This window comes from Halobacillus rhizosphaerae, from assembly GCF_046719735.1.
GTDB classification, from domain to species: Bacteria; Bacillota; Bacilli; order Bacillales; family Halobacillaceae; genus Halobacillus_B; species Halobacillus_B rhizosphaerae.
Genome location: NZ_JAUTWQ010000001.1, coordinates 102,690 through 115,761, shown reverse-complemented (window position 1 = coordinate 115,761; position 13,072 = coordinate 102,690). Strand labels below are relative to the sequence as shown.

The following is a 13,072-nucleotide window of genomic DNA, read 5'->3' as shown; positions in this document are numbered from 1 at the left end:
CGCTGATACGTACACTAGCTATCAACCCATATACAGGGAGACGATTTTATGATCATTCTATTATTTCGCTTATTGTTACTAGCAGCGATTGCCTTTATTATCTACACAGCCTATAAATTTGTTGTGAATCCCAAACGAAAACTGGACCTTGCCCGCGACAAAAAAGACTTCTATTTTCATGATAATAAGGAGAACACAAAGCAGAATTTCTTAATGACTTATAAAGGGTTTGTTTTTGAAGGAGAGAAATACTTAGGAGCTACGGATCATTCCTTCGAAGTAGTAAACGTGAGTGTCAGCGCCCATAATCCTGAACGACTTCAAGGACTTGAGCGCGAGGATATATATTTTCTTGAAGAGGAAATCCTCATACGCTATCCTTACGCTTCGATCGAATGGAAATATCCAATCAATCGCTTAATTATTCACCCATTAAAAAATGATGAGTAAGAGGGTCCAGTAGAAGAAATCCATAAGCCGACGGCCTTACCACAATCAAGTCCCTGCAGCAGAAACTTCCAAGCTCATGTAAGACCTAAGCGTAAATTTAAACCCGATCCTGTGATAGGATCGGGTTTGTTTATGCCTATGGCTCTGCCGCTTAAATTTGCTCTTAAGCTCAACTTGCCTGGAAAAAATCATTCCAGAGAACCACTTCATATTTCTTTCGTGCAAAGTAACATAATACCGCCAATCCTCCAGAAAACAGGAGCATCATTGGAATAGAGAGCAGGGTTAACCATTGCCCCATCGATGTATAAACAACAGCAAGTGGAAAGTTTGCCATTAATGATGATTTTGTATAATCTTTAAAATTTGTACTTGTTTGCATCAGGCAATAAGACAATAAATGAAAATGGATAAACGGAATCAATCGTAATATAGCTACTTGCCTGACCGTTAAGGAAGAATGTTTTTTCCCCCATCGTTTATACATCGCCTGCAGTCTGTTAAATCCAGAAGGAAGCAGCCGGATTAATCTGTAAAAGGCTAAGCTAGATAACATCGTACCGATTACAGAGTATGCGGTACCAGCTATGGGTCCGAATAATACTCCGCCTGTAATACATACCAGCATTACCGGTATAAATAAAAAAGGCCGAAGTAAGTGAATAGCAATAAATATAAGCGGTGCCCAGGCGTCTTGCTGTCCAACCCATGCTAAAACTGCAGATGCTGTGTCGCCCATGAAATTCCCCTCCTGCCTACAATATATGACAGGAAGATTATAGATAGAACTTAGCACCTATGTAACACAGCAACAGCAGATGAAACAGAGCAAGCAGCGGAAACCCTACCTTAAAATTTGTATGTTTCGTTTTATGATGGAACATTCTCATAGCTAAGGTTCCCCCTATCGCACCGCCAAAAGCTGCCAGTATCCATAATGACTTCTCTTTAATTCTCCAGGCATTTTTTCTCGCTTTCCTTTTATCCACTGCCATAAGTATAAAAAGCCAGACCGTAAGTACGAGATAATATAAAAATAATGTTTTTACACCAATTGTCACTGTAAAGACCTCTCCTTTAACAGACCCTTCTTAATTTACTGTTTTTATTTTAATTTAATTTAATTTAATTTCTCCAATAAAAAAAGCCATTTCCAACCGAACGGAAATGGCTTTTCAATCATTCATTATTTATTTAAGTGCAGATTTAGCTTGATCTGCTAAACTAGTGAAACCTTGCTCATCATTAATCGCAAGATCTGCAAGCATTTTACGGTTCACTTCAATTCCAGCAAGCTTAAGTCCGTGCATTAGACGGCTGTAAGAAATATCATTCATACGGGCTGCAGCGTTAATACGTGCAATCCAAAGCTGACGGAAATCGCGTTTTTTCTGGCGACGGTCACGGTAAGCATACTGACCTGATTTCATTACTTGTTGTTTTGCAGTTTTAAATAGTGCGTGTTTTGAACCATAATAACCTTTTGCTAGTTTAAGGACACGATTACGACGTTTGCGTGTCACAGTTCCACCTTTTACTCGTGGCATGGGAATCCCTCCTATTTATGTTTCTTAATTAGTCTTTTGGAAGCATATGCTTGATGCGGCGGTAATCTCCTGCAGATACCAAAGCTTCTTTACGCAATTTACGCTTCTGTTTCGTTGATTTATTCGCAAACAAGTGGCTTGTATAAGCGTGGGAACGTTTTACTTTACCAGTACCTGTTTTTTTGAAACGTTTTTGAGTACCCTTGTGGGTTTTCATTTTAGGCATAATCAATTTCCTCCCTTAAAATAGATCTCTTACTTCTCATTTAGAGGAGTAAGCATCATGAACATATTTCGACCTTCCATTTTTGGTTTGGTCTCAACTTGGGCTACATCTTTGCATTCTTCAGCCATACGCTCAAGTACGTCCTGACCCAGCTCTTTGTGGGTAATTGCACGTCCGCGGAAACGGACAGAAGCTTTTACTTTATCGCCTTTGGTTAAGAACTTACGAGCATTGCGCAATTTAGTATTAAAATCATGCTCTTCAATTCCAGGGCTTAAGCGGACTTCTTTAATCTTAATCGTAGTTTGATTCTTGCGAGCTTCCTTTTCTTTCTTTTGCTGCTCATAACGGTACTTACCATAGTCCATGATACGGCAGACCGGAGGCTTCGCATTTGGTGCGACCATAACAAGATCAAGATTTGCATTTGCAGCAATATCCAGTGCTTCATTGCGGGATTTAACCCCAAGCTGTTCACCGTTCACATCAATAAGTCGTACTTCACGAGCACGGATTTTTTCATTAATATTCACGTTATCCTTGCTAATAACGAGCCACCTCCATTGTATATTTAGAAACCTTATAAAGATCTGTCATCGACAAGTAATTGATTTAATCCCATTAAAAAAAGTGTCGGTACATACTGCACCCACACATCTCCTATAGTTTACAAAGGATAAGTAACCTGCCAACTGCATAGTGCGTCGATCAGGTGAGAAGCGGGTGCTTCTTCTTGTCTCAGATCCGTTCATTCAGTTACCTAAATTATAATAGCATGCATGACCATTCATGTCAACCGGCCAGTTGCTATCCATTAGCTCTTTTATAAGGATATAAGATCCTAACCAAAAAATCAACCCGATGATTAATGTGGAAGATGAAGCAGAACGTTATCTTAAATCAATAACAAAGAACCCAAACCAATGGGATTCAATGGTCTAGGTTCTTTGATGAATAAAATTCTTTGGCTGGTAGCAGCCTATTTCCTTAACAGTTTCTGATCAATCTCATTCCTAATTTCTTCTATGAAGGTTTGCACAGATTTTGTTTCAGAATCTTGTTCTCCGTATCTTCTTACATTAACCGCATGGTCTTCAATTTCGCGATCCCCTACCACTAACTGGAAAGGTACTTTTTGTGTTTGAGCTTCACGGATCTTATAACCAATTTTTTCATTCCGTTCATCCACTTCAACGCGGATACCGGCTTGGCGAAGTTCATCTTCAAGGGACTTAGAATAATCTAGATGAGCATCAGCTGAAACAGGAATGATCTTAGCCTGCACAGGAGCCAACCAAGTTGGGAACGCACCTTTATACTCTTCAATTAGAAAAGCAACAAAACGTTCCATTGTCGAAACGACACCTCGGTGAATAACAACCGGCCGGTGATCCTTACCATCTTCCCCGACATAAGTTAGATCAAATCGTTCCGGCAGGTGGAAATCAAGCTGGACAGTGGATAAAGTTTCATCTTTACCTAGTGCAGTCTTAACTTGCACATCTAGTTTTGGACCATAAAAAGCAGCTTCACCTTCTGCCTCCACGTATTCCAACTCCATGTCTTCCATTGTTTCCTTCAGCATCGCCTGTGCTTTCGTCCACATCTCATCATTATCTACATACTTCTCTTTATCCGCAGGATCACGATAAGAGAGACGGAAGTAATAATTATTAATGCCGAAATCATGGTAGACCTCTTGAACAAGACGCACGACGCGTTTGAATTCATCTTTTAATTGATCTGGACGGGCAAAAATGTGGGCATCATTTAAAGTCATTGCCCTTACTCGCTGAAGTCCGGCTAGCGCACCTGACATTTCGTGCCGGTGCATCGTTCCCAGTTCAGCAATTCGCACAGGGAGATTACGATAACTGTGCAGTTCATTCTTGTATACCATCATGTGGTGCGGACAATTCATCGGCCGAAGAACGAGATCTTCATTATCCATTTCCATCGTAGGGAACATATCATCCTTATAATGATCCCAGTGACCACTCGTTTTATATAAATCAACACTTCCAAGAACTGGAGTATATACATGGTTGTAACCAAGTCGTTCTTCTGTATCCACGATATAGCGTTCAATTGTCCTGCGTATAGTAGCTCCTTTAGGCAGCCAGAGCGGCAATCCCTGACCAACTTTCTGACTAACAGTAAAGATATTCAATTCTTTGCCCAATTTACGATGATCCCGCTCCTTGGCTTCTTCAAGCATGTGCAGGTATTCATCTAAGTGTGCTTGTTTTTCAAAGGCTGTACCATAAATTCGTTGAAGCATTTTGTTGTCACTATCTCCGCGCCAGTAAGCACCCGAAATGTTCAAAAGCTTAAAGATTTTAATTTTACTTGTCTGAGGTACGTGAACACCTCTGCATAGATCGAAGAATTCTCCCTGTTTATATATAGTCAGAGGTTCTCCTTCAGGAATAGCATCTATCAATTCTAATTTAAGTTCATCTCCAAGTTTACGGTACTTTTCTTTTGCTTCCTCACGGGAAAGTTCAATTCGTTCAACTTCTAAATTTTCATCCACAATTTTCTGCATTTCTTTTTCTATTTTCGGAAGATCTTCAGGAGTAAGAGATTGATCCATATCAATATCATAATAGAAGCCATTCTCAATCACTGGTCCTACTCCAAGGTTCACTTCACCATACAAACGCTTAATTGCCTGGGCCATTAAATGAGCCGTAGAATGCCGAAGTACCTCGATACCTTCTGGGTTTTTATACGTCAGGATTTCGATTGCCCCATTTTTATCTATTGGACGTCTTAAATCATAAGGTTCGCCATCTAATTTCACAGCGAGTGCCTGTTTCTTTAAGCCTGGGGAAATGGAATGAGCAATTTCTTCTCCTGTGGTCCCTCTTTCAAATTCCTTTACACTGTCATCTGGAAATTTAATTTGAATTTGATCCGACATTTTTGACACTCCTTTTTTATAAAAAATAAAACGCTCGTCCCTAAGCTCTGCAGCTAAGGGACGAGCGTTGTCACTCGCGGTTCCACCCAAAATTCCCGTGTGAATTATACACGGCTTCATTCATCCTTAACGCGGACCTGACGCTGCTTATTACTAAGAATCTTTTCACAAGCAGAGCTCCGAGGTGGTAAACAGCTAAGTCATTAAGAAGGAGCTTTCAGCCGATGACTCCTCTCTCTTTCCTTGCGTCTCTTAGTGTTCTCGTCCTCATCCATGCCAATATAAGTGTAATATGTAGGTATTATAGCGGTTATTATGGATGAAATCAAGCTTTTTAAAAAGGAAAATCTGAGAGACGTTTCCACATCGCTTTCTCTTCAAAAATACTCATTAATAATTCAAGCTTTGCTACCCCCTGGCGATCGGAATAAATGACGAGCAGTTCAGGAGCGTGAACTAGTGCCGGGGTAATATCCCAGTCTAAAGGAAGCTCAAGTATGGAAGGATCAGGGTATTGCTTCATGTAGACAGATGTTTCTGCTTCCCGAAGTTCATTTCCTTCATCATGATAGTAACGAAAACCAGAATCGTCTTTAAGATGGAGCACTTGTACACCTGTATCTCGGTTATGGATTCTTTGCCTCCAATTATCTACGAGCAGCTGGTGGCATTCCTCTAGTTTATATTCATCAAGTAGGTAACCAGTGTAATCTACCAGGGTAGAATGGACCGATTTTAATACTGACACACTTAATGTATCAAAATCCAAGTCTTTATAATCCTTGATAAATTTTTTTATATAGAAATGCAATGAAGAAAAAAGGGAAGGGATCTCCACACCAACGGGAGGAGTTCTTTCGAATTCTTGAGCGATTTCCATTATTCTTCTAATTTCATGCTCATCATTATAATGATACGTGTAGGTTAATACCCCTTCGATCCATCCCAGGAATTTACGTTCCCTAAACACTTTCATAAAAGCATTCGTTATTTCATCATAGTCTTGTCCATCGTAAAAACCGACCTGTATATGTGAATCATATTCTTTAACCGATAACACTGTTTTCGATTTCGAGAAAGCCCTTTGAAATAGTACGGCATCCAAACGGTTAGAAAAACAAACACTTACCAAGACAGTTCCCCCTATCCCCGCGTATCCAGACATAAATTATAAAAAGCAGATCATGTTGTTTCAAAACGGCTCATGAAAAAATCATCAAGTGATTTCTCTCTCTTATATTTATGTTCATGGGAGGGGAAACATGCCGGTTATGCTTACTTTATTATCCTCTGCGATTTCTTCCCTTTACAGGGACTAATTCACTTAATTGGCGAATTCTTTCCGTGATCCTTTTAGCTTTGACCTGGTCGATATCACCCCGGTTACTAGTCATTAAAACTTTCTCTAATTCTTCTAGGCTGTAATTGGAAGTGAAGAAAACGGGCAGCCTCTCCATCATGCGGTACTGCAGAATCGAACCGAGAACTTCATCCCGAAACCAGGCAGACTGAGATTCTGCGCCCATATCATCCAGCATGAGAATCGGCGTCTTTTTAAAGGCTTCAATTTTTCCATTCATTGAATCATCTTTAATGGAATTCTTCATTTCTCTTACAAATTCCGGCATATAAATGATCATAGAGGCAATATTTTTCTTACTTAATTCATTAGCAATAGCTCCAAGGAAATACGTTTTCCCTACTCCAAAAGGACCGTGAAAATACAACCCTTTTGCTGGCAGTTCGTCTCCCAGGGACTCTATGTAATGAACAGTCTTTTCCACGGCTTTCCCTCGGTCAGGGTCTTTTAAATCCAACCGTTCCAAAGTTGCTTCCATAATTTCTTTAGGCATATGCAGACTGCTGACTAAAGAACGCTGATGATCTTGATGCTCTTTCTTTCTCTGGCGCTTACATTTATCATAGGCAAGTTTAATTTCGTCATTCTGCACTTCTACTCTAGGTACATAACCTGGAAGAATATTGATACATTCATCTCTGGAAGGACACTTTTCACAATCCTTTGATTGTGTTTGGTATTCGTATAATTTAATCAAATGCTTGTCAATCGCTTCCATTGAGATTGATTTGTGTTCTTTTAATAATGTCTGAATTTCAGACGACTTTACGACTTCTTCCTTCATATTCTGTAAACGCTGCTGAAACTGCTTATGGTCACGCATCCATTTTTTCATGGACTCCTGAATGGGCTCCATATTTTTCACCACCTTTGCTTTATTTTCCTTTATTCGTAAGTTTTCTTATTCTTGCTTCGATTTCATTCGTATTAACCTCAGAATTCCCTTCATCTTTAAGAGCTTCCTGCTTTTGCTCATTAAACCACGAAGGAAGAACCTCTTTCGTTTGTTTCTTTCGATAAGTTGATTTTTGATTTCCCCACTGCTGGTATTTCTGGTGCTCTGCCTTAGCGAGGTTCATTGCTTGTCTTACCGTCTGAACATTCTTTCGCGTCCAATGACTCGCAATCTTTTCTAAATACGCTTTGGAAAGCTTCATATCAGTCTTTAATAAAACATAGTGAACAAGCACATTCATAACTCCAGGCGATAACCCCTGTTCCGTCATAACGTCTCTGATTATTTTCAAATCCTGATCGCCGGCTTGGTTACCTCCAGCAAGGTCTTCTAATAGTTCCCTCGGAGAAATTTGTTCAAGCATGCTGATAAATTGGTCTTCTTTACTAGCGGGTTGCTCATGGTTACTTACAGAAACGATCTTATCTCTTTGATTTAAATTGCCGCTTTCGGAAATTTTAAAGGGATAGTCTTTTCTGAAATCGTGACAGGCAGCTTTTAATTCCTCTACCACCAGTTGATTTTCTTCATTAATTGCCCAGGTTAATGCTCTTTCAATTTCACTGGAAGTCAAATTGTATAAAGTAGCTAATTGGACTATGGTCCGCTTATTAGTTCCCGTTAGAATCCGATCACTGGGAAACATTCTATCTTTTAAGGCTTGATGAAGCCATACGAAATCGACCTTTGATTCGTCAATGACAGGTCCAGTTGCTTTTTGATTTCCTTCATGACTTGCCTTTAAATCCTGGGGTCCCGCTTTCATCATGGGAAGTTCACTAAAGACATCCTCAAAGGAAGCGGTCACTTCTTCTAATTCATTCCTCTGCAAGAAAGGGTTTAACAGGCGCTGTTTCAATGCCTGGTATTTATCTTCCCCTAATTCATGATGAAGCAGTAATGTTAACATATCATCCAGAAAGAACTCATCAGCAGAGAAGGGGGGATTGAGCTGATACACATAAATCGTATGCTGCTCATCTTTCTTAAGATAAGTTCTGAGCAGACCGATCGCTTCCAATTTTTTTCTAGCTTTATAGATCTTATCAAGGGGTGCAGAAAGATAAGACATAATATTATGATGAGACTGGGCATAGTCCTGCCCCTTCGTCGTCTCATATTCACTCTCCAGCAGCTGATATAAGGATATTGGCAGCCTTCCGATAAGTGGCTGGTATAAATGAGTCAATGTGATCCTCTCATCCTGTGGCGGTACTCCGGTTTTTGTTAAATAATAACCGTCTACTGGCAGTAATCTTCCGATGGAATGATCCATTTGCTCCCCCTCCTTACCCTGTTAGAAAAAGAAAATGAGCCACGTCAGGCTCATTCTTTATCCTCGTGTTTAATTAACTCTTTTAATTCATCAATAAATACGTTGATATCTTTAAATTGACGATATACAGACGCAAATCTCACATAAGCGACCTCGTCAATCTTGGATAATCGTCCCATGACCATTTCCCCAATATCCCCGCTGGGCACTTCTGAGACGCCTCTGTTTCTTAATTCTTTTTCTATGTCATGCGTCACATTTTCTAATTCTTCTACTGCAACCGGACGTTTCTCACATGCACGAATAAGTCCGCGCATAAGTTTCTCTCGGCTGAATTCTTCTCGAGTTCCTTCTTTTTTAACTACGATTAAAGGAACTTCTTCGATCCGCTCGAACGTCGTAAACCGGAAGTCACAAGCTTCACATTCCCTCCGACGGCGGATGGCCTGTCCTTCTTCAATTGGCCGCGAGTCTAACACTTTAGTGCTTTTATAGTGGCAATTTGGGCATTTCAAATTCAATCAACTCCACATTCGTCATTTCTATCTATGATCTTGACTGGTCCAATGAAGGAAACTGGCGATCCAATTTATCATATAACTCCACAATGAGATTCCTGCTGAAACCAAAATCAATCGGCATGCCGGATTCAGTAGTCACGGAAAAATCTACTGCCGTTTGAAATGGACGCACCATAATAATCGTGGCCACCACGAATGCGCGTCTTTTCCCTTTGTATTTCGCAGTAATCTCTCCACGTTCTTTGGAAACGGCAATAATTTCTGACGGGGACGAAAATAATTCTTCAACCGCACGAAACACCTCGTCTTTTTTCGCCTTATAATAATGGGATGTTAACGCTTGGTCCTGATGCGTCTCTAGTGTTTCGGAATGCTTACTGAAATATTTAGATATAAATGTTTTCACTTCCACAAATCCCTTCGCCAATTCGACATGATCTCCTATCATTTTAACATGTTTCTAAGCATTTAGAAAAGTTGATTGAGTCCGTTCTTTTCTATTACGGTAATAGAGTTATTTGCCATTAACACTAGGTGATCAGATTACGAGGGCTCCTTTTAAAGTAAGGTTACGAACAAAAGGAGCTGTTTATCGTAAATCTAAAACCTTTCATGGACATTGATTCAGGATTTATAGACTCCACGATCAATAAAGCTATTCAACTTCAATTCCGGGAATTTCATAAACCATCTTAGTATGATCAATGCCTCCTATGCATACAAAAGACCATCCAGAATGTCTGAATGGTCTTTTTTACATCACTTTTGGTTTAAATTAAAGAGCACGAGATTGCTGTACTTCTACAGGTCCCATCCCTCTTGGCACCTCCACGGTTTCATTTCGTCCCGCTTCTAGCGCCTGAACTATAAATTCAGCAGCAACATTTGGATCTATACGGTCTCCGCAAGTATATACATCAATGCTTGCATAACCATGCTCTGGAAAGCTGTGAATGGTTAAATGTGATTCAGATATTATAACAACCCCACTCACTCCATGAGGAGCAAATTTGTGAAAAGCCACTTCTCTGACTTCAGCTCCTGCTCTTAATGCGGCGTCAACAAATACTTGTTCAATGTAAGCCATATCGTTTAATTTACTTTCATTACAATCCCATAATTCTGCAATTACGTGTCTGCCCATTGTATCCATAATAGGATCCCCCTTTGTACATAGACTTCTTTGCCTCCTGAAATGACAGCCATGCACTACCACGGGGGAAAGTTAGTCCTGAGAGGTCCTAACCCTTTGAGTAGCCATGAAAATAAAAGAAATTCAGAAGTTCACAAAAAAGTATATACGCTTTATCCCCAATTTGCAAGTAACTTTTTGCAAGTTGGTTCCTATTATAAAACAATTTGGGACTTACTTCCACCCATTAAGATACACGTGCTGTCGTTTCTTGTTTCATTACAGAACCGACATATTTTGCCAGGTCCACTACTCGGCAGGAATATCCCCATTCATTATCATACCACGCTAGAACCTTAACCTTACGTTCTCCAATAACTTGAGTGGACAATCCATCGATAATGGCGGAGGAAGGAGAAGTAGTATAATCAATGGATACTAGAGGCTCTGTGCTATATTCCAGAATTCCTTTCATCCCATTAGTAGATACATCTTCAAACGCCTGATTGACTTGTTCTGCTGTAACCGATGTTTTAAGATCCACTACAAGATCCACAAGGGATACATTTGGTGTCGGAACACGTAATGCCATTCCATTCAGCTTTCCTGAGAGAGAAGGGATCACTTCCCCTAGAGCTTTAGCGGCTCCTGTGGAGGTAGGAATGATGGACTGGGTACATCCCCTGGCACGGCGCAAATCTTTATGAGGATTATCTAAGTTCTTTTGATCATTAGTGAAAGAATGAACCGTGGTCATCAGGCCATTTTCTATTCCGAATTTGTCCTCCAGCACTTTTACTACAGGAGCAAGACAATTCGTGGTGCAAGAGGCATTAGAAATCACTTGGTGATACTTAGGTGAGAAGGTTTCCTCATTGACTCCCATAACAATAGTGGCATCTACTTCTTTACCAGGTGCAGTAATAATGACTCTTTTTGCTCCTGCATCTATATGAAGAGCTGCCTCTTGTTTAGTACGGAATTTTCCGGTTGCCTCAATAACAATATCAATCTTCATTTCATCCCAAGGAAGTTCCAAAGGATCTCTTGTAGAACACAAAGCTATAAGTTTGCCATTTACCTTAATACTATTATCCAACGCTTGGATTTCACCATCAAACTTGCCATGAATACTGTCATATTTAAGCATATGGGCAATGGTTTCTGCAGGGTAACTCGCATTTACAGCCACAAGTTCAATGGAATCATCAGAAACCGCTTTTCTGAATACCATTCTTCCTATTCTGCCTAACCCATTGATCGCAATTCGTGTTTTCCCCATATTGCATCCCCCTATATATGATATACTTTTGAGTTAAATTTCACAATTAGTATAACACATTGTAAGCGCTTTTGTAGCTAAGTTTACTAATTTTTAATTTTTATATAAAAAAACGTCAATAGCCCAGCCATTGACGTTTCCATTATATAATTTCCCATTGCTTAAGGATTGCCTTTAATTGTTTGAAGCTTTCTTCCACAGATCCATTGTTATTAATAACAGCATCTGCCATTTCTGCTTTTTTCTGCACAGGAATTTGAGAGGCAATTCTTTGTTTAGCCTCTTCAATGGAGGATTCATCCCGTTCCATCAAGCGGTTGAGCTGAGTGTTTTCATCGACAAACACCACTAAAGTGCGGTCAGCATAATCCTCAAGTTGGCTTTCAAATAATAGCGGGATGTCCAGCACGACCGCTTTGTACTCCTCCTTGAGCTGTTCTCGTTTACGGACCATTTCTTTACGCACCTCAGGATGCACAATCGCATTCAATTGCTTTCGTTTGTCAGCTTCTGCAAAAACAATTCGGCCCAATTTTTTCCGATCTATTGTAAGATCTTCTCGCAGCACTTCTCGACCGAATGCTTCAATGATTTTTTGGTAAGCAGGCTGACCTGGTTCCACAACTTCCCTGGAAATCAGATCTGCGTCCACAACAGGAATATTAAAATCTCCAAACATTTGCGATATCGTGCTTTTTCCACTTGCAATACTTCCAGTCAGCCCTATCACAATAGACATAGCCACCACCGACCTTTCAAATTAATTTAATAATACCGATCATAATAAGTAAAAGCCCAGGAATGATGGAAAGCTTATCAATTTTATTACTAAGCTTGGAGCCGCTTAATATGCCCCCGAAAAGCATAAGACTCGTAGAAATCGAGATGAGTAACGATGTTAATAACGGGGAAACCCCAATCAGCGCACCGCTAACCCCTGCCCCAAATGAATCAAAGGAGAGTGCCGCTCCAAGAAGAAGGACTTCTTTTCCGCGAATTCCTCCTGAATGATCAATATCAGCAGCTTCAGGGTCTTGAAAAACCCTCGCAGGCTGGGTCCATGACCTTTCCTTCTTCTGCTTATCTTCTGAATTTCTTAAATTTTGAATAAGGTAAAAGAGACCAATGGCGATCAGAGTACATGCTCCGATTCGGTTTGCATACTGCTCTGAAATAAATGGCAGGACCAGTTCTCCTAGGTAGGATGAAAATAGAAAACAGCTTCCTGAAACCAAACCAATTGTAATGACTCCCCTTGCTGTTAGCAATATCTTCTTCATGCCGATAATGCAGCCTACCCCAAAACTATCCAGGCTTAAAGCAATAACGAACAACAGTGTAAATGCAGCAATCCCCACTCCCAATACACCCCTCACATAAAGCTGTAGGGTAGTATA

General features: G+C 40.2%; 16 protein-coding genes and 2 other annotated features. Of the genes, 1 reads left to right on the top strand and 15 read right to left on the bottom strand.

The annotated features are described in order from the left end of the window. The first annotated feature begins 48 nt into the window (after positions 1–48). Positions 49–450 carry a sigma-w pathway protein ysdB gene (locus tag Q7A53_RS00545; RefSeq protein ID WP_411787160.1) on the top strand — a complete coding sequence of 134 codons (402 nt, stop codon included), beginning with the start codon at positions 49–51 and terminating at the stop codon, positions 448–450. 169 nt (positions 451–619) lie between these two features. Here the strand turns inward: Q7A53_RS00545 and Q7A53_RS00540 are convergent, their stop codons facing one another. The 15 genes from Q7A53_RS00540 to Q7A53_RS00470 form a co-directional block, all read right to left on the bottom strand. Further along, positions 620–1,189, bottom strand: a complete 570-nt coding sequence (locus Q7A53_RS00540; RefSeq protein WP_411787159.1) for a TVP38/TMEM64 family protein — start codon at positions 1,187–1,189, stop codon at positions 620–622. A 37-nt stretch (positions 1,190–1,226) separates the two neighbouring features. Continuing rightward, positions 1,227–1,511, bottom strand: coding sequence for a DUF1294 domain-containing protein (locus tag Q7A53_RS00535; protein ID WP_411787158.1), 285 nt, complete (start codon positions 1,509–1,511; stop codon positions 1,227–1,229). A 129-nt stretch (positions 1,512–1,640) separates the two neighbouring features. Beyond that, positions 1,641–1,997 carry a 50S ribosomal protein L20 gene (gene rplT / locus Q7A53_RS00530; protein WP_411787157.1) on the bottom strand — a complete coding sequence of 119 codons (357 nt, stop codon included), beginning with the start codon at positions 1,995–1,997 and terminating at the stop codon, positions 1,641–1,643. A gap of 28 nt (positions 1,998–2,025) precedes the next feature. Continuing rightward, positions 2,026–2,223 (bottom strand): 50S ribosomal protein L35, encoded by a 198-nt coding sequence (rpmI, locus tag Q7A53_RS00525; RefSeq protein WP_411787156.1) that lies wholly within the window; start codon positions 2,221–2,223, stop codon positions 2,026–2,028. A gap of 29 nt (positions 2,224–2,252) precedes the next feature. Further along, entirely contained in the window at positions 2,253–2,756 is a 504-nt protein-coding gene (gene infC / locus Q7A53_RS00520) for a translation initiation factor IF-3 (RefSeq protein ID WP_411787155.1), read from the bottom strand. A gap of 85 nt (positions 2,757–2,841) precedes the next feature. After that, positions 2,842–2,964 (bottom strand) — a sequence feature (ribosomal protein L20 leader region). A gap of 238 nt (positions 2,965–3,202) precedes the next feature. After that, positions 3,203–5,149: a threonine--tRNA ligase gene (gene thrS, locus Q7A53_RS00515; protein WP_411787154.1), complete on the bottom strand. Its 1,947-nt coding sequence runs from the start codon at positions 5,147–5,149 to the stop codon at positions 3,203–3,205. Positions 5,150–5,202: 53 nt separating this feature from the next. Next, positions 5,203–5,432 (bottom strand) — a binding site (T-box leader). A gap of 51 nt (positions 5,433–5,483) precedes the next feature. Then, complete coding sequence (gene ytxC / locus Q7A53_RS00510; RefSeq protein WP_411787153.1) at positions 5,484–6,281, bottom strand: sporulation protein YtxC; 798 nt, start codon at positions 6,279–6,281, stop codon at positions 5,484–5,486. Between the two features lie 151 nt (positions 6,282–6,432). Continuing rightward, complete coding sequence (gene dnaI / locus Q7A53_RS00505) at positions 6,433–7,365, bottom strand: primosomal protein DnaI (RefSeq protein ID WP_411787152.1); 933 nt, start codon at positions 7,363–7,365, stop codon at positions 6,433–6,435. A gap of 19 nt (positions 7,366–7,384) precedes the next feature. Beyond that, positions 7,385–8,740 carry a replication initiation and membrane attachment family protein gene (locus tag Q7A53_RS00500; RefSeq protein WP_411787151.1) on the bottom strand — a complete coding sequence of 452 codons (1,356 nt, stop codon included), beginning with the start codon at positions 8,738–8,740 and terminating at the stop codon, positions 7,385–7,387. 50 nt (positions 8,741–8,790) lie between these two features. Beyond that, positions 8,791–9,255, bottom strand: coding sequence for a transcriptional regulator NrdR (gene nrdR, locus Q7A53_RS00495; RefSeq protein ID WP_411787150.1), 465 nt, complete (start codon positions 9,253–9,255; stop codon positions 8,791–8,793). 31 nt (positions 9,256–9,286) lie between these two features. Beyond that, positions 9,287–9,688, bottom strand: a complete 402-nt coding sequence (locus Q7A53_RS00490; protein ID WP_411787149.1) for a cytosolic protein — start codon at positions 9,686–9,688, stop codon at positions 9,287–9,289. A 348-nt stretch (positions 9,689–10,036) separates the two neighbouring features. After that, entirely contained in the window at positions 10,037–10,414 is a 378-nt protein-coding gene (speD, locus tag Q7A53_RS00485) for an adenosylmethionine decarboxylase (protein ID WP_411787148.1), read from the bottom strand. A gap of 226 nt (positions 10,415–10,640) precedes the next feature. Then, positions 10,641–11,675 (bottom strand): glyceraldehyde-3-phosphate dehydrogenase, encoded by a 1,035-nt coding sequence (locus Q7A53_RS00480; RefSeq protein WP_411787147.1) that lies wholly within the window; start codon positions 11,673–11,675, stop codon positions 10,641–10,643. Between the two features lie 142 nt (positions 11,676–11,817). Beyond that, complete coding sequence (gene coaE, locus Q7A53_RS00475) at positions 11,818–12,414, bottom strand: dephospho-CoA kinase (protein ID WP_411787146.1); 597 nt, start codon at positions 12,412–12,414, stop codon at positions 11,818–11,820. A 16-nt stretch (positions 12,415–12,430) separates the two neighbouring features. Further along, positions 12,431–13,033: a manganese efflux pump gene (locus Q7A53_RS00470; RefSeq protein ID WP_411787145.1), complete on the bottom strand. Its 603-nt coding sequence runs from the start codon at positions 13,031–13,033 to the stop codon at positions 12,431–12,433. Positions 13,034–13,072 lie beyond the last annotated feature (39 nt).

Coding starts and splice junctions, on each gene's coding strand:
- Q7A53_RS00540 (WP_411787159.1), bottom strand. CDS start 1,189: ATGGGCGACACAGCATCTGCAGTTTTAGCATGGGTTGGACAGCAAGAC.
- Q7A53_RS00480 (WP_411787147.1), bottom strand. CDS start 11,675: ATGGGGAAAACACGAATTGCGATCAATGGGTTAGGCAGAATAGGAAGA.
- rpmI (WP_411787156.1), bottom strand. CDS start 2,223: ATGCCTAAAATGAAAACCCACAAGGGTACTCAAAAACGTTTCAAAAAA.
- speD (WP_411787148.1), bottom strand. CDS start 10,414: ATGGATACAATGGGCAGACACGTAATTGCAGAATTATGGGATTGTAAT.
- dnaI (WP_411787152.1), bottom strand. CDS start 7,365: ATGGAGCCCATTCAGGAGTCCATGAAAAAATGGATGCGTGACCATAAG.
- coaE (WP_411787146.1), bottom strand. CDS start 12,414: ATGTCTATTGTGATAGGGCTGACTGGAAGTATTGCAAGTGGAAAAAGC.
- rplT (WP_411787157.1), bottom strand. CDS start 1,997: ATGCCACGAGTAAAAGGTGGAACTGTGACACGCAAACGTCGTAATCGT.
- Q7A53_RS00500 (WP_411787151.1), bottom strand. CDS start 8,740: ATGGATCATTCCATCGGAAGATTACTGCCAGTAGACGGTTATTATTTA.
- thrS (WP_411787154.1), bottom strand. CDS start 5,149: ATGTCGGATCAAATTCAAATTAAATTTCCAGATGACAGTGTAAAGGAA.
- Q7A53_RS00545 (WP_411787160.1), top strand. CDS start 49: ATGATCATTCTATTATTTCGCTTATTGTTACTAGCAGCGATTGCCTTT.